Origin of the sequence: Shewanella basaltis, assembly GCF_023283885.1 — a bacterium.
GTDB classification, from domain to species: Bacteria; Pseudomonadota; Gammaproteobacteria; order Enterobacterales; family Shewanellaceae; genus Shewanella; species Shewanella basaltis.
This window is the reverse complement of the sequence record NZ_JAKILA010000002.1, coordinates 95,698-112,698: the sequence shown is the minus strand read 5'-3', so window position 1 is coordinate 112,698 and position 17,001 is coordinate 95,698. Positions and strand designations below refer to the sequence as shown.

14 protein-coding genes are annotated in these 17,001 nt (G+C 42.6%); 1 reads left to right on the top strand and 13 read right to left on the bottom strand.

The window, feature by feature from the left end:
* Positions 1 to 206: 206 nt before the first annotated feature.
* Positions 207 to 1,271: a recombinase RecA gene (gene recA, locus L2703_RS02280; RefSeq protein ID WP_248969532.1), complete on the bottom strand. Its 1,065-nt coding sequence runs from the start codon at positions 1,269 to 1,271 to the stop codon at positions 207 to 209.
* A gap of 285 nt (positions 1,272 to 1,556) precedes the next feature.
* Between recA and mutS the strand changes: the two genes are divergently transcribed.
* Positions 1,557 to 4,133, top strand: coding sequence for a DNA mismatch repair protein MutS (mutS, locus tag L2703_RS02275; protein ID WP_248969531.1), 2,577 nt, complete (start codon positions 1,557 to 1,559; stop codon positions 4,131 to 4,133).
* A 93-nt stretch (positions 4,134 to 4,226) separates the two neighbouring features.
* On the opposite strand, the gene rpoS is transcribed toward mutS, so the two are convergent.
* The 12 genes from rpoS to relA form a co-directional block, all read right to left on the bottom strand.
* Positions 4,227 to 5,198 (bottom strand): RNA polymerase sigma factor RpoS, encoded by a 972-nt coding sequence (gene rpoS, locus L2703_RS02270; protein WP_248969530.1) that lies wholly within the window; start codon positions 5,196 to 5,198, stop codon positions 4,227 to 4,229.
* 78 nt (positions 5,199 to 5,276) lie between these two features.
* A complete protein-coding gene (locus tag L2703_RS02265; RefSeq protein ID WP_418358348.1) occupies positions 5,277 to 6,209 on the bottom strand; it encodes a peptidoglycan DD-metalloendopeptidase family protein in 933 nt (310 codons plus the stop codon).
* 100 nt (positions 6,210 to 6,309) lie between these two features.
* Positions 6,310 to 6,945, bottom strand: a complete 636-nt coding sequence (locus tag L2703_RS02260) for a protein-L-isoaspartate(D-aspartate) O-methyltransferase (protein WP_248969710.1) — start codon at positions 6,943 to 6,945, stop codon at positions 6,310 to 6,312.
* Positions 6,942 to 7,691, bottom strand: coding sequence for a 5'/3'-nucleotidase SurE (gene surE / locus L2703_RS02255; RefSeq protein WP_248969528.1), 750 nt, complete (start codon positions 7,689 to 7,691; stop codon positions 6,942 to 6,944). Before surE ends, L2703_RS02260 begins: the two co-directional genes overlap by 4 nt.
* A 3-nt stretch (positions 7,692 to 7,694) precedes the next feature.
* Entirely contained in the window at positions 7,695 to 8,792 is a 1,098-nt protein-coding gene (truD, locus tag L2703_RS02250) for a tRNA pseudouridine(13) synthase TruD (RefSeq protein ID WP_248969527.1), read from the bottom strand.
* A 22-nt stretch (positions 8,793 to 8,814) separates the two neighbouring features.
* The gene (gene ispF, locus L2703_RS02245) at positions 8,815 to 9,300 is read right to left on the bottom strand and encodes a 2-C-methyl-D-erythritol 2,4-cyclodiphosphate synthase (protein WP_248969526.1); all 486 of its coding nucleotides are present in this window, start codon (positions 9,298 to 9,300) and stop codon (positions 8,815 to 8,817) included.
* A gap of 39 nt (positions 9,301 to 9,339) precedes the next feature.
* A complete protein-coding gene (ispD, locus tag L2703_RS02240; RefSeq protein ID WP_248969525.1) occupies positions 9,340 to 10,038 on the bottom strand; it encodes a 2-C-methyl-D-erythritol 4-phosphate cytidylyltransferase in 699 nt (232 codons plus the stop codon).
* Positions 10,039 to 10,097: 59 nt separating this feature from the next.
* Positions 10,098 to 10,397: a cell division protein FtsB gene (gene ftsB, locus L2703_RS02235; protein ID WP_248969524.1), complete on the bottom strand. Its 300-nt coding sequence runs from the start codon at positions 10,395 to 10,397 to the stop codon at positions 10,098 to 10,100.
* A 99-nt stretch (positions 10,398 to 10,496) separates the two neighbouring features.
* Positions 10,497 to 11,798, bottom strand: a complete 1,302-nt coding sequence (eno, locus tag L2703_RS02230; RefSeq protein ID WP_248969523.1) for a phosphopyruvate hydratase — start codon at positions 11,796 to 11,798, stop codon at positions 10,497 to 10,499.
* A 277-nt stretch (positions 11,799 to 12,075) separates the two neighbouring features.
* Positions 12,076 to 13,713: a CTP synthase gene (pyrG, locus tag L2703_RS02225; protein WP_248969522.1), complete on the bottom strand. Its 1,638-nt coding sequence runs from the start codon at positions 13,711 to 13,713 to the stop codon at positions 12,076 to 12,078.
* A gap of 115 nt (positions 13,714 to 13,828) precedes the next feature.
* Entirely contained in the window at positions 13,829 to 14,650 is an 822-nt protein-coding gene (mazG, locus tag L2703_RS02220; RefSeq protein ID WP_472544899.1) for a nucleoside triphosphate pyrophosphohydrolase, read from the bottom strand.
* Between the two features lie 85 nt (positions 14,651 to 14,735).
* Positions 14,736 to 16,943 (bottom strand): GTP diphosphokinase, encoded by a 2,208-nt coding sequence (gene relA / locus L2703_RS02215; RefSeq protein ID WP_248969521.1) that lies wholly within the window; start codon positions 16,941 to 16,943, stop codon positions 14,736 to 14,738.
* Between the last annotated feature and the right edge of the window lie 58 nt (positions 16,944 to 17,001).

The following is a 17,001-nucleotide window of genomic DNA, read 5'->3' as shown; positions in this document are numbered from 1 at the left end:
AAAATTATTTATGAACACATTAGAACAATTTCCCCTAGGATTATTATGAAGTTCATATGCTCTTACGCCATGAATAGCCAGAATTATTTATTGAATTTTCATGCAAAAAAAATCGTGATAAGCTGAAATACTTATCACGATATTAATGACCGATTGAATGAAAATCTAATCACTCATCGGTAAACTTTCACATGTAAAGTACAAATTTAGAATACTTCACCGGTTTCGAAATCGATGTTTTCATCACCGTCGTCAGCGCTTGATGAGCTCGCCCCACCGCTAGCCAGTAACATTGTGCGTAGAGTAGCATCAATTTCTGCGGCAATTGCTGGATTGTCAGTTAAGAATTTACCTGCATTTGCACGACCTTGACCAATCTTTTCGCCCTTGTAGCTGTACCATGCACCCGCTTTATCGACGATTTTGTGAAGCACGCCTAAATCAACGAGTTCACCTGTACGGTTAATCCCTTGGCCATATAAAATTTGGAACTCTGCCTGCTTAAATGGCGCAGCAACTTTATTTTTAACCACTTTTACACGGGTTTCGTTGCCGACAACTTCATCACCGTCTTTTACAGCACCTGTACGGCGAATATCTAAACGCACAGACGCATAAAACTTAAGTGCATTACCACCGGTTGTGGTTTCAGGGTTACCAAACATAACACCGATTTTCATACGGATTTGGTTAATGAAAATAAGTAACGTATTTGACTGCTTAAGGTTACCCGCAAGCTTACGCATTGCTTGGCTCATCATACGTGCTGCTAAGCCCATGTGTGAATCACCAATTTCACCTTCAATTTCAGCTTTAGGCGTTAATGCAGCAACTGAGTCAACAATAATAACGTCAACCGCGCCAGAGCGAGTTAGTGCATCACAAATTTCAAGAGCCTGCTCACCGGTATCGGGTTGAGAACACAATAGGTTATCGATATCAACACCAAGCTTTTTCGCATAAATAGGATCTAATGCGTGCTCTGCATCGATAAACGCACAGGTTTTACCTTGACGTTGAGCAGCTGCAATCACTTCAAGTGTTAGGGTTGTTTTACCTGATGACTCTGGCCCGTAAATTTCAACGATACGGCCCATTGGTAAACCACCAGCCCCTAAAGCAACGTCTAATGAAAGTGAACCGGTAGAGATAGTTTCAACGTCCATTGTGCGATCTTCGCCCAACTTCATAATTGAGCCTTTACCAAATTGCTTTTCAATTTGACCTAAAACGGCGGCAAGTGCTTTCTCTTTATTTGGATCAACCTTCATTGTAAAACCCTCTTAAGGCATTCAATACGTTTAGTAAAATGCGATTTGTATTAAGGTGAAATGCGAATACTCATTTCAATATGTCCACCAGTATACTGTATAGTCATACAGTATCAAGTGCTGATGGTATTTTTTTTTAATTCAAGTTAAATAGGCTTTTTACATCAACATTTTATTTAACCAATATTTTTAATGTGAATTGATTTATACCCTGATGATAAAAATTGTTAAGATTAGCGCCATTAAAGAACCACGTCTCAAGATTGATAGAGTGAAGTGTCCATAATGACTGTAATTGATACCAGCGATTTAGAAAAACATACCCCTATGATGCGTCAATATCTGAGCCTAAAAGCCGCTCATGCTGACATGTTACTCTTTTATCGAATGGGCGATTTTTACGAGTTATTCTATGATGACGCCAAGAAAGCCTCTGAACTATTAGGGATTTCACTCACAGCTCGCGGTAAAAGCGGCGGCGACCCAATCCCAATGGCAGGTATTCCTTACCATGCTGTTGAAGGCTATTTAGCTAAACTGGTGCAAATCGGCCAGTCTGTCGCGATATGTGAACAAATTGGCGATCCTGCCACATCAAAAGGACCGGTTGAACGCCAAGTGGTGCGCATTGTGACCCCAGGCACGTTAACTGATGAGGCACTACTACAAGAAAAACAAGACAACCTGCTTGCGGCGCTCTATCAAGGCAAAAGTGGTTTTGGCTATGCCACACTTGATATTTCATCTGGGCGTTTTGTGATTGCTGAATTGCCGACCCGAGAAGCATTAGAAGCCGAATTACAGCGTACTCATCCAGCAGAATTACTGTATAGCGAAGATTTTACCGACATGCTGTTAATCAACCACATGAAAGGTATTCGCCGACGTCCAGAGTGGGAATTTGATTACGATACCTGTGTTAATTTATTGCTCAACCAGTTTGGCACTAAAGATTTACATGGTTTTGGAATAAGCGACGCACGTTTGGCGCTACAAGCCGCTGGTTGCTTAATGCAGTATGTCAAAGACACCCAAAAAATGGCCTTACCGCACATCAATTCCATTGTGCGCTTCAATCAATCTGAATCAATCATTTTAGATGCAGCGACGCGTCGTAACTTAGAGCTAACCCAAAATTTATCTGGCGGGCGTGATAACACTTTAGCCTGGGTGCTAGACAATACCGCGACCCCAATGGGCAGCCGTATGTTACAACGTTGGATCCACGAACCCCTTCGTGATCGTAACGCCATTCAATTACGCCACGGCGCAGTCAATGAATTAATTGATCACGATCTTTACCATACACTCCATGACCAACTTAAAAGCCTAGGTGATATTGAACGTATTATGGCGCGCCTTGCCCTGCGCAGTGCCAGACCGCGAGATTTTTCACGTTTAAAGCAAGCGTTAGCATTGTTGCCAACAATTCAGCAAACCCTGTGTGGGTGCCAGCAACAGCAATTATCAACTTTAGCGATACAATTAGGCGAGTTTCCTGAGCAACATGACCTGCTCGAACGTGCAATTGTCGATAACCCACCAATGTTAATTCGTGATGGTGGTGTAATTAAACCCGGTTATCACGCTGAGCTAGATGAATGGCGCAAACTAAGTGAAGGTGCTAATGATTACTTGGTTGAACTTGAAGCCAGAGAAAAGCAGCAAACAGGCATTAGCACCTTAAAAGTTGGCTATAACCGAGTACATGGTTATTACATTGAAGTTAGCCGCTTACAAGCAGATAAAGTGCCATTAAGCTACCAACGCCGCCAGACATTAAAAGGCACTGAACGCTATATCACCCCAGAGCTTAAAGAGTACGAAGAAAAAGTGCTTTCAAGCCAAGGTAAAGCGCTAGCACTTGAAAAACAATTATGGGAACAACTGTTTGACTTACTCTTGCCAAAATTGCAAGAACTGCAAGCCTTTGCCACTGCAGCAGCACAGTTAGATGTATTAAGTAATTTTGCCGAGCGCGCTGAAACCCTCAATTACCGATGCCCGCAAATGACGAGTGATATCGGAATTAATATTGATGCTGGCCGACACCCTGTGGTTGAGCAGGTCAGTCAGTCAGCCTTTATTGCTAATCCCGTTAGCTTAACGACACAACGTAAAATGTTAATTGTCACCGGCCCTAATATGGGCGGTAAATCAACTTATATGCGTCAAGTAGCATTGATCACCTTAATGGCTCATATTGGTTGTTTTGTTCCTGCTGATGCCGCTCAAATTGGTGAGATCGACCGTATATTTACTCGAATTGGAGCTTCCGATGACCTTGCCTCTGGTCGTTCAACCTTTATGGTTGAGATGACCGAAACGGCTAACATCTTACACAATGCTACCGCTAATAGTTTGGTATTAATGGATGAAATTGGCCGCGGAACCTCGACCTTTGATGGTTTGTCACTCGCGTGGTCTGCTGCTGAGTATCTTGCTAAACAAGTCAGCGCCTTAACCCTATTTGCAACACATTATTTTGAGTTAACACAGCTGCCAGAGTTATTACCCGCGGTCGTCAACGTGCATTTAGATGCCATCGAACATGACGATACCATCGCATTTATGCATGCAGTCCAAGAAGGCGCTGCAAGCAAAAGCTACGGGTTACAAGTAGCCGCCTTAGCCGGCGTTCCACCTCAGGTTATTAAGGCTGCTAAACATAAATTACACCAATTAGAGAATCGCGATAATGTCGCTTCTGAACAGGCACCCTCACAGGTGAGCATGAATTTACTGGCGCCTATGCCAGAGCCATCACCGGCTATGGATAAACTTGCGCAAATCAATCCAGATGATTTAACCCCTAAACAAGCTCTCGATTTATTGTACGAGTTGAAGCGTTTAGCACGTTAGCGTTTTACCAATCATTAATCCTGATTGGTATTAACACAAAAAAGGACACGAATATGTGTCCTTTTTGATGGCTTAGAGTTACCGCAGTAAAAACTAATCTCTAAATAAGGCTTCGACTGACAAGCCTTGTGCACCGAGCAAATCTTTTAAACGCTTTAATGCTTCAACTTGAATTTGACGAACACGTTCACGAGTTAAACCAATCTCAGCGCCAACGTTTTCAAGAGTTGATGGCTCATAACCTAATAAACCAAAACGTCTAGCCAGTACCTCACGTTGTTTGGTATTAAGCTCATTTAACCAACCTACAATTGAATTTGCGAGATCTTCATTTTGCACTTGATGATCTGGACCAACAGAATCGTCGTCTGCAATCACGTCCAGTAATGCTTTTTCATTATCACCACCTAAAGGTGAATCAACTGAAGTAATTCGCTCGTTTAGTTTGAGCATACGGCTAACATCACCGGTTGACACATCAAGTTTTTCAGCAATTTCTTCTGCGGTAGGCTCATGGTCAAGTTTTTGCGCAAGTTGCCTTGCTGTACGCAAATAAACATTTAATTCTTTTACAACATGAATTGGCAGTCGGATAGTGCGAGTTTGATTCATAATGGCACGTTCAATGGTCTGCCTAATCCACCACGTTGCATAAGTCGAAAACCGAAAACCACGTTCTGGATCAAATTTTTCGACAGCTCTGATCAGGCCTAAATTGCCTTCTTCAATAAGATCGAGCAAAGCTAAACCGCGATTGTTGTATCTTCTGGAAATTTTAACGACGAGACGTAAATTACTTTCTATCATGCGGTTACGAGACTGTTCGCAACCTTTGAGGGCTTTACGTGAAAAATAGACTTCTTCTTCAGCGGTAAGCAGAGGAGAAAAACCAATTTCACCTAAATATAATTGAGTGGCATCAAGATTTTTTTGTAAGTCATCTTGGACTTTGTCTTCAATTTCGAGTTGCTGCACCAAGTCGCCATTTTTGGTTGCAACCTCTTGTGGTTGTTTAGCTACATCGACAAGTTGTTCTGCAATAGCAGTACTTTTTTTGCTGTTCATAGTTGCTCTCCCAAACCGTAAGTTGTGATATGTAATCTACTACACTGCTTATCCTCCTTTATTTATGTTGCTAAACAATTACTGTTTAGGTAGATATCGTAATGGGTTAACTGACTTACCGTGATAACGCACCTCAAAGTGAAGCATCACTTGGTTTGTCCCTGTACTGCCCATTTTTGCAACTGTTTGCCCAGCACTAACATATTGCTTTTCTTTAACCGTGATTGTATCTGCATGAGCATAAGCACTTAAAAAATCATCATTATGTTTGATAATCACTAAGTTGCCATATCCTCGAAGCGCATTGCCTGCATATACAACTCTACCATCTGCGGCGGCTTTAATAACATCACCGCGATTACCAGCAATCTTAATCCCCTGATTGCCTTGTTCTGAAGCTGAAAAATACCCGATTATTCGGCCTCTAACTGGCCAGTGCCATTGCTGAACTTGTTGAGGCAAGTTTGCGACAGGACTGCTTGCATTTTGGTTAACATTTTGTTGGGTAGTTGTTACAGAATACGCAGGCTTTACATTGTGATCAAGATCTTTTTGCGTTCTGTCTGATACGACCACTGGCTGCGGCTTTTTCACTTCCGCTGCGTTGATTGTTTCCAAATGAGAACGATTAGAGACAGATGAATAAGGCTGAGTAACTGCCTGGGTTTGCACACTAGAAACAGAAGATTGCGATGGATTAACCGCCGCAACAACTGAGCGTTGCGAACTTGCTAAATTAAGGATTTGACCTGGATAAATCGTATAAGGTGCCTGCAGGTTATTTTCTCTGGCAAGCTCAAGAAAATGTCGCCCAGCCCCCCAAGCGATAGAGTAAAGAGTGTCACCTTTTTTAACTTTGTACTGATGAGCCTTAAGTGAACCTTTGTGATATCGAGGGCCGTGATTTTTTGATGATAAACTTTCAACCGGCGCGGGACGTTCAGCTTGAAAGCTACACCCTGTCAGCATAATTGCTAAGACCAAACCATTTGGCCAACCGGTATTCATCAAACAATGTCCTTAAGGAAAATACATGGGTACTATGCAAACAAACACTATTCTACACGATAAAATATCGTGCGCAGACTAACATGAAGCAGAAGTCATCTTTTTATGCTAATTCACCATTCACTAACGGCACAAATTTAACTGCTTCTATTATTTCTGATTGGAACTGAGTTCCAATACGGGTAATTTTAAGCAGTTGCTGGGTGTCTTCGCCAACGGGAATAATTAACACCCCATGATCAGCCAGTTGCTCAAGTAAAGCTTGCGGAACCGTCGCGGCTGCAGCGGTAACCATAATACCGTCAAATGGCCCACGATTAGACCACCCTTGCCAGCCATCGCCATACTTAAATGAAACATTGTGTAAATCGAGTCGTTTAAGTCTTTGCCTAGCTTGAATTTGCAAAGCTTTAATACGTTCTATGGTATATAACTGTGGAATGATTGAGGCCAAAACCGCAGCCTGATAACCAGAACCAGTACCAATTTCGAGCACTTTTTGCGGATTGTGCTGCAATAACAGTTCAGTCATGCGTGCAACGATATAAGGTTGTGAAATCGTTTGGCCCTGACCAATCGGCAGTGCTGTGTTTTCATATGCTTTGTGCGCTAAAGCATCATCAAGAAATAACTCTCGCGGAGTATTAGCAACGGCATGTAAAACTGACGGATGGCGGATCCCTGCGTCAGACAGCTTTTTTGCTAAATTCATTGCTGATGTTAATGCGACCCTAGTCATATTTTTGTTATCCACTCAGCTAATCCGTTAAGTTGATTATATGCAGTTAAATCAACAGTTAACGGTGTTATCGACACGTATCCCTGCGAAACCGCACCAAAATCAGTACCTTCACCAGCATCTTGTTCACGACCAACAGGACCCAACCAATAAATATCTCTTCCGGCAGGGTCTTGAGTTTTTATCATGTCTTCAGCTTTATGTCTTGCCCCTAAACGTGTGACTTTAATCCCTTTAATTTGCTCAACAGGCAAGTCTGGCACATTCACGTTTAAAATTTGATCGCGATTGATTGGATGCGCTAATAACCCTCTTACAATTTTTGCTGCATAAATCGCAGCGGTATCATAATGAGTTAACGACTTGCCCACTAACGAAATAGCGATTGCGGGTAATCCTAAGAATCGCCCTTCCATCGCCGCAGCGACCGTACCAGAATAGAGGGTATCATCGCCCATATTGGCGCCTGCATTAATCCCAGAAACCACCATATCAGGTTCTTGTTGGCACAACTGCCTAATGGCTAAATGAACACAATCTGTGGGCGTGCCATTGACCGAAACATAACCACCCCCTAAGTTATTAATTCTTAATGGATTAGTCAAGGTTAATGAATTGCTTGCGCCTGAGCAATTCCGATCTGGCGCTACGGTCAATACCTGCGCGAACTGACTCAATGCCTGGGTTAATGCAATAATCCCTGGGGCACTTACACCGTCATCATTGCTGACTAAAATATTGATCATTGTTTACGACTCTTTACTCGGTACAGCATTTTCTTGTAATAAACGCTGTGCTTGTTGTTCTGCAACCATGAGCTGTCTTTGTTGTTCTTGGACATCCTGATAATCGGCAAGTTCACGCAGTACCGAAGTCGCATAACTGCCTGCTGGTAACATAAACTCAAGGGTTAATATATCGCTATCAAATTGCCACTTCATCCCTTGTGGTTCGACTAATAAAGGCCGTCTCTCTTGAGTTAACCCTGCGTTTTCAAGGGCCAGTAAATCATCGCTAACATTTTTGAGCGCTGCCATTTCAAGAGCCAATGCATCATCTTTCGCTAATGTGTTTCCTCGTCCCCACAAAGGAGCAGAAAGTTGAATGTCTTTTTCGGCTAAACGCTTATTAAGCACCTCGTCCCAGGCATCAACAGTAAAGTAACTTTTACTGCCAGCTAACATGACGCAATCGCCGGTCAATGTGTTAATTTGTTTTGTTGCTAAGCGATGTGACACCGCTAAATTAAAAATGTTCGATCTCACCGCTGATAAATACATACTGCGTTTGTTGCGATCTTTTATATTACGGCCGCCACTTAACATCTGGCGTCCCATAACTAGGTTTTTTCCATCATGACCAAAACGTTGCTCGCCAAAATAATTAGGCACGCCAGTTGCTGCAATATGTTGCAAGCGAGATTCAATATCTGCTTCATCGGTAATATTGCGTAACGTGAGGACAAAACGATTACCCAGTAGCGCACCAACACGTAACTTTTTACTGTGGCGACTGCTTGATAAAATAGTCAGTTTATCGCTGTTAAGCTGCGTCCATTCTGGGGTTTCTTTACCAGGAATACGGATACCAAACCACTGCTCAGTAACGGCATTTTTATCTTTTTGCCCAGCATAGGTCACTTCTTTAGGATGAACCTTGGCAAATTTAGCCAGCATTTCTGCAACATAAACTGTATTCAATCCATTTTTTTGAATATGCACCATGTGGTGCTCACCCTCACCCGTAGGGGTAAATGGCAAAATTTCTTTAACGATAAAGTCACTATTGTGAGTACGTAAATCAGCTTTGCTTTGCGGTTTACCCAACAGGTAATGTAATTCATTCATCTGGTAAACATTCTCTATATTATTAACGCGATTGACTAACCATCAGCACCACGGCCTCAACCGCAATCCCTTCTTTACGCCCGGTAAAGCCCAGTTTTTCAGTGGTGGTCGCTTTGACATTGATGTTGTCGAGCTCGGTTTGTAAATCGTCACTTAAACATTGACGTATTGCCTCAATATGCGGTGCCATTTTAGGCGCTTGGGCAATGACGGTGACATCAAGATTACCTATTACAAACTGTTTTTGATTGGCAAGACGATAACAATGCTTAAGTAATTCACGGCTATCAGCACCTGCAAAATTAGCATCAGTATCCGGAAAGTGCTTACCAATGTCACCCAGTGCCATGGCTCCCAGAATAGCATCACTCACCGCATGCAATATCACATCACCGTCTGAATGGGCAATTAAACCGGTATCATAAGGCACAACGACGCCACCTAAAATAAGCGGCTTATCTCCGCCAAATTTATGTACATCAAAACCATGCCCAATTCGTATATTCATATTATTCCTTGTGATGAGGTTACCATTACCATGTGTTGATTATGTTTGGGCCATAAATAAAGCCGCAAGGTGTAAATCATCTGGGTGAGTCACTTTAATATTATCGGCACGACCACTCACAAGCCCGGGCATCACCCCAGCCCATTCCATCGCACTGGCTTCATCTGTAATCAAAACATTAGCAGCCAGAGCATTAGATAAATTGTCATGTAACGTTTTTATTGGAAAAAATTGTGGCGTTAACGCATGCCATAATAAGGCACGATCGACGGTACTTGTAATCAGGCCATTGACATCACTGCGCTTCATCGTATCACGCACAGGTGCGGCTAAAATGGCACCTTGGGGGTATTGCGTAATTGAGCCTATCAATTTATTAATGTCCTCATGGCGCAAGCAAGGCCTAGCGGCATCATGTACTAACGCCCAAGCCTGAGGATGAATTGATAACGCATAATCCAATGCCGCAAGTACAGAGTCAGCCCGCTCACCACCGCCCATCACCTGACTAAGCTTTGGGTGTGTCGCTTGAGGCAAGGCATTAAAGTGTTTATCTTGCGGGTGCAAAGCAACAATCACATGTGCAATATCATCGTGAGATAACAGCACATCAAGTGTGTGCGCCAAAATACTCTGTTGACCGATCTGTAAATATTGCTTTGGTTTATCAGCCCCCATACGACTGCCTATACCTGCAGCCGGAACAATGGCAATAATTGATTGAGGATTATTTTGCATAGTAAACCAGTATTAAAATGATGATCGCCATTTTACGTGCATACGTTTTACACGAAAAACTATGGGTTAAACGGCTGCTCACGGGAGTCAGTGCCAATCACACGGTAAAATGTTTCACCTTCTTTGACCATGCCAAGCTCGTTTCGGGCACGCTCTTCAATGGCTTCGGTGCCACTTTTTAAATCGATAATTTCTTCTTTAAGGATCTGATTACGCGCCACAAGCTTTTCGTTACTTTGTTGCTGCGCATCAATCTGGGTCTGCAGCACAAAATACTCTGATAAATTGTTATCCCCTAGCCAGAGCCGATATTGCAAAATAGCCAGTAATCCAATCATGAGTAATATTAATCGTTTCATAATATTAAGTTACGTTGTGTTAACCCTTAGAATGTATACTGGATATAGTACAACAAAAAAGGCCACCGAGTGGTGGCCTTTTTTAAGCTAAAGCAAAAATTATGCTTGGCCTTTCACTTCTTTTAATCCATTAAATGGTGCTTTTTCACCTAATGCTTCTTCAATACGAAGTAATTGGTTATATTTAGCAACACGGTCACTACGGCTTAACGAACCCGTTTTAATTTGACCCGCAGCAGTACCTACCGCTAAATCAGCAATAGTTGAATCTTCAGTTTCACCACTACGGTGTGAGATCACTGCCGTAAAGCCAGCATCTTTAGCCATTTTAATTGCAGCCAAGGTTTCGGTTAATGAACCAATTTGGTTGAATTTAATCAGGATAGAGTTGGCAATACCGTTGTCGATACCACGCTTAAGGATTTTAGTGTTGGTTACAAATAAATCGTCACCCACTAACTGAATTTTGTCACCTAAAAGTTTAGTTTGATGTGCAAAACCATCCCAATCTGATTCATCTAAACCATCTTCTATTGATACGATTGGATACTGGTTAACAAGATCTTCTAGGAAATAGTTAAACTCTTCTGAAGTAAACTGCTTACCTTCACCTTTAAGATCGTAAATGCCTTCTTCTTTGTTGTAAAACTCAGAAGCTGCGCAGTCTAGTGCAAGCGTAATATCTTTGCCTAATTCGTAACCCGCATTTGAAACTGCCACTTTAATAGCAGCTAACGCAGCAGCATTAGACTCAAGGTTTGGCGCAAAACCACCTTCGTCACCGACAGAAGTTGAATGACCTTGTGATTTTAATACTTTAGCCAGGCTGTGGAATACTTCTGCACCCATACGTAGAGCTTCACGGAAGTTTTTTGCACCAACTGGTTGAATCATAAACTCTTGAATATCAACGCTATTGTCAGCATGTTCGCCACCATTGATGATATTCATCATTGGAAGAGGCATAGAATACACACCAGGAGTGCCATTAAGATCAGCAATGTGAGCATATAATGGAACGTGCTTAGCGGCAGCAGCAGCTTTAGCAGCAGCAAGCGATACTGCAAGAATGGCATTAGCACCAAATTTGGCTTTATTTTCTGTGCCATCTAAATCGATCATAATTTGGTCAAGCTCTGCTTGCGCTAGCGCATCTTTACCTTTAAGAGCCTCGGCGATTGGACCATTGATAGCAGCAACAGCCTTAAGTACACCTTTACCTAAGTAACGTGCTTTATCGCCGTCACGGAGTTCTAATGCTTCACGACTACCGGTAGATGCACCAGATGGGGCTGCAGCCATACCCATATAACCGCCTTCTAAATGCACTTCTGCTTCTACGGTTGGGTTGCCACGCGAATCCATAATCTCGCGACCAATCACTTTAATAATGTTAGCCATAATATCCTCGTACTGTGTCAGTAAATTAAAAAAATTAATAAAAGTTAAAAGCCAATAACAATAAACCACTCACTTAGTATCGATATTGCCGATTTATTGGTATGTAACTTTCAGTTTAGTAATTTTATTCTATATAGGGCTTAGGATAAATCGAATCGTTCTTGGCTTCAACTTAGTTTTAACCGCTGTGGGGTATTCATAATACGATTATTTGATCTTACGCAGGTATCTTAAACAAAAAAGCCGCTAATGCAGAAACATTAGCGGCTAACGTTAATTAGCTTAAATCACGTTTTTGATACGCTGCTGAAGCGGCAATAAACCCTTCAAACAATGGGTGTCCATCACGTGGCGTTGAAGTAAACTCTGGGTGAAATTGCCCTGCCACAAACCAAGGATGGTTAGGTAGTTCAATCATTTCAATCAGTTTACGATCAGATGATAAGCCACTAAACACTAAACCTGCTTTTTCAAGACGCTCAATGTAGTTGTTATTGACTTCATAACGGTGACGATGACGTTCAACACAAGTTGTTGAGTTATAGGCCATTGCCGCTTTAGAGCCTTCTTTTAAATGACATAGCTGAGCACCTAAACGCATAGTGCCACCTAAGTCAGATGACTCATGGCGTTTCTCTACATCACCATCTTCGTTAATCCATTCAGTAATCAGTCCGACAACTGGATGAGGTGATTGTGGATTAAACTCTGTTGAGTGCGCACCTTCTAAACCTGCGACATGACGCGCAAACTCAATTAACGCAACCTGCATACCTAAACAGATACCAAAATAAGGGAGGTTGTTTTCACGAGCAAATTTAGCTGCAAAAATTTTCCCCTCTACGCCGCGCTCACCAAAGCCGCCAGGAACTAAAATACCGTCTAAACCTTGTAACACTTCTTCGCCTTTGGCTTCAACGGTTTGTGAATCAATGTACTTAATATTCACTGTCACGCGATTTTTTAAACCCGCATGTTTTAAGGCTTCATTCACTGACTTATAGGCATCTGGTAATTCAATATATTTACCTACCATACCAATGGTCACTTCTCCATTTGGATTGGCTTCTTGGTAAATCACATTTTCCCATTCAGACAAATCGGCTTCGTTACAGTCTAAATGGAAACGTTTAATCACAAGGTCGTCTAAACCTTGTGAACGTAATAACGCAGGTATTTTATAAATGCTGTCAACGTCTTTTAAAGAAATAACGGCACGTTCTTCTACGTTACAAAATAACGAGATTTTAGCTTTTTCATTGGCAGGGATGGCACGGTCACCACGACAAACCAATACATCTGGCGCAATACCAATAGAACGTAACTCTTTAACCGAATGCTGTGTCGGTTTAGTTTTGATTTCGCCCGCAGCCCCAAGGAAAGGAACTAAGGTTAAATGCATAAATAAAGTGCGGTCACGTCCTAGTTCAGCACCTAATTGACGGATAGACTCAAGGAAAGGTAATGATTCAATATCACCTACAGTGCCGCCAATCTCGACGATTGCAACATCATGCCCTTCACCACCTTCAATGACTTTTTCTTTGATGGCTGTCGTGATGTGCGGAATCACCTGAATGGTTGCGCCTAAGTAATCGCCACGACGCTCTTTACGAAGCACTTCTTCGTAAATACGGCCTGTGGTAAAGTTATTACGACGGTTCATTTTTGTACGAATGAAACGCTCATAATGACCTAAGTCAAGATCAGTTTCAGCGCCATCTTCAGTCACAAATACTTCACCGTGCTGAGTTGGGCTCATGGTTCCTGGATCGACGTTAATGTATGGGTCCAGTTTCATAATGGTTACATTGAGGCCACGCGCCTCTAAAATTGCTGCTAGCGAAGCTGCTGCAATGCCTTTACCTAGTGATGAAACAACGCCACCAGTAACGAAGATATACCTTGTAGTCATGCTGAACCTGAGAAAATGTGTTGGAAAAAAACGTGCTTGTAAGAAAGCACTAGGACGGGGCGATATTATAACAAAGCCGCCTCGATTCGACAAACTTAAACGCGCGATATTTAGCTTAATTTGCCTTTTCTTGCAGCTTGACTTGATCCCAATAGCCGTCTAATTCAGTTAATGTATGCTGCTCTATGGTTTTACCACTGCCGGCTACATATTGCTCAACGCCTCTAAAACGTCGCTCAAACTTAGTATTTGCCTGACGTAAAGCTTGCTCAGGATCGACCTTTAAATGGCGTGCTAAATTTACCACGGCAAATAATAAGTCGCCCATTTCATCTTGTACTTTGTCTTTAGAATAATCGGCATCATTGGGTTGTTTATTCACTTCAACTAATACTTCATCAATCTCTTCATGTATTTTAGCTACTACGGGGTCAAGCTCTGCCCAATCAAAGCCAACTTTGGCTACTCTATGCTGGATTTTTCGGGCACGCGACAACGCTGGTAACGCTGCGGGTATATCATCAAGTGCTGAATGTAACTGTTTTTGCTGGCGTTCATTGGCTTTTAGTTTGTCCCAGGCTTGGCTTAATTCTTGAGTATTAGAAATGGCTGTTTGACTCTCGCCTTGAACAAACACATGTGGATGACGTCGGGTTAATTTATCGCTAATACGTTCAACAACTGTGGCAAAATCGAACAGACCTTGTTCTTGACCCAATTGACAATAAAACACCACCTGAAACAATAAGTCACCTAACTCATCGGGTAACTCTTGCCAAGCTTTTCGCTCTATGGTGTCGACCACTTCGTAGGCTTCTTCTAGGGTAAAAGGCACTATGGTGGCAAAGTTTTGAGCACGATCCCACGGACAACCGGTTTGCGGATCGCGTAATTGCTTCATAATGTCTAATAGCGATTGAATATTTGCCACCTTAATTATCCCCTAAATTGAACACTGTTAATTAAAAAGGCACCCAGATTAAGGTGCCTTTGTGCCGAGTCTTTTGCTTAATCTTAGGCTTTTAAAGTCGACGAGACTCAATGACACCGTCAACTTGCGATAGTTTCGCAATAATGCGCGATAACCCATCTAGGTTATATAGCTCAAGTTCAAGCTCCACGGTTGCCGTTTGCGTTTTAACATCCGATGATGAACTCATGGCCATGACATTGGATTTTTCAGCAGCAAGCACCGTTGTTAAGTCACGCAATAATCCACTGCGGTCATGAGACAATACTCGTACTCGAATACGATAACCACCAGAGTAGTTTTCGCCCCAAATAACATCAACACTGCGCTCAGGATGAGCGCGCATTAACTCTTTAACTTGCTCACAGTCGCTACGATGTACCGAAATGCCCCGGCCCATGGTGATATAACCAAAAATTTCATCACCCGGAACAGGCTGACAACAACGCGCAATATGGCTCATTAAATTGCCAACACCGTTGACTTCAACCTGGCCTTTGCCCGTTTTTTTAGGCTTATGCGAGGCTTTTTTAAGAATATCTTCAACTAAATCTTCGTCAGTGTCTTCAACCTTACGCACTTTGGTTTCGGTATAATTGACAACTTGATTTAACCGTAAATCACCGCCACCAATGGCCGCTAACATATCGTCCATGGAGTTAAGATTAAATCGCTCAACTGCCACAACGGCATCTTTAATCTTTAAACCAACGCGAGATAACTCAGACTCGAGCATCTCTTTACCCGCCGCAATGTTTTTGTCGCGGTCTTGCTGTTTAAACCAATGTTGGATTTTAGAGCGAGAACGCGACGACTTGATGTAACCTAAGTTAGGATTGAGCCAGTCACGTTTCGGGTTTGGCGTTTTAGAGGTAATAATTTCAATGCGCTCACCGGTTTCTACTTGGTAAGTAAATGGCACAATACGGCCATCGACTTTAGCACCAATACATTTATGCCCAACCTGTGAGTGAATATAATAAGCAAAATCAAGTACTGTTGAGCCTAAAGGTAAATCGACCACCTCTCCATTGGGCGTAAATACATACACCCGATCCTCAAACACTTGGCTTCGGACCTCATCAACCAAGTTACCGCTTTCGGCCACATCTTCTTGCCACTGTAAAATTTTACGTAGCCAGTTAATTTTTTCTTCGTAGCCGGTTTGTTTAGTATTACCGCCGCCTTCTTTATACTTCCAATGCGCTGCGACACCTAGCTCAGAGTCTTGATGCATGGCTTCTGTGCGAATTTGTATTTCGACGGTTTTGCCTTCAGGGCCTACAACCACAGTGTGGATCGATTGATAGCCATTGGGTTTTGGATTAGCCACATAATCGTCAAACTCACGCGGAATATGGTGCCAAAGATCATGCACCACACCTAAGGCGCCATAACAATCTTGCAATCGTTCGGTCACGATACGTACAGCTCTAACGTCAAATAGCTCATCAAACTTAAGATCTTTGCCCTTCATTTTGCGCCAAATACTGTAAATATGTTTTGGTCGACCATACACTTTGGCGCGGATCTGATCCTTGTCTAAACGCTCTTGTAGCTGGGTAACGAACTTATCGATAAACACTTCGCGATCGACACGTTTACCATCAAGCTGCTTAGCAATGTCTTTGTATACTGTTGGATGTAAGTAGCGAAACGAAATATCTTCAAGTTCCCACTTAAGTTGACCAATACCTAAACGATTCGCAAGTGGGGCATAAATATCGGCAATTTCACGCGCTAACAGTACGCGAGTTTCTTCGTCGGCATTTTTAACCGCACGCAATAAGCACACGCGTTCGGCCAGTTTAATTACAACCGCGCGCACATCTTCAACCATCGCCAACAACATTTTACGAATATTGTCTATTTGCGGCTCAGCATCACGGGAGTTTTCGCTAACTTTAAGTGCACCAATGGCATTCATGGTCACAACACTCGCCACCAGTCTTGCTAAACTATCGCCATACTGCTCTGCTAACTGCTCTTCAGTTAGTACGCCCGCCTCAAACATTAAAAACAGCACGGCAGCTTGTAAGGTTTCAATGTCCATGTTTAGCGGCGCTAAAATTTCGATCATTTCACGAGCGCGCGCAAGCAATTCAGTGTGAGCCAGCTTATTTTTGACCGGTAAGGCCTCCACTTGCTGGATCAACACGAGTAACGTCTGAGCATCGTCTTTATCGTCAATATAACGAGCGACCCACTCATCCAATTGGAATGTTTGCGTATTAAAATGTGCTTCGCGAACAGAAACCATGAACCCTTCCTTAGCCGCATGACCGACTTTTACACCTTTATCTTTGAGATGAAGACAA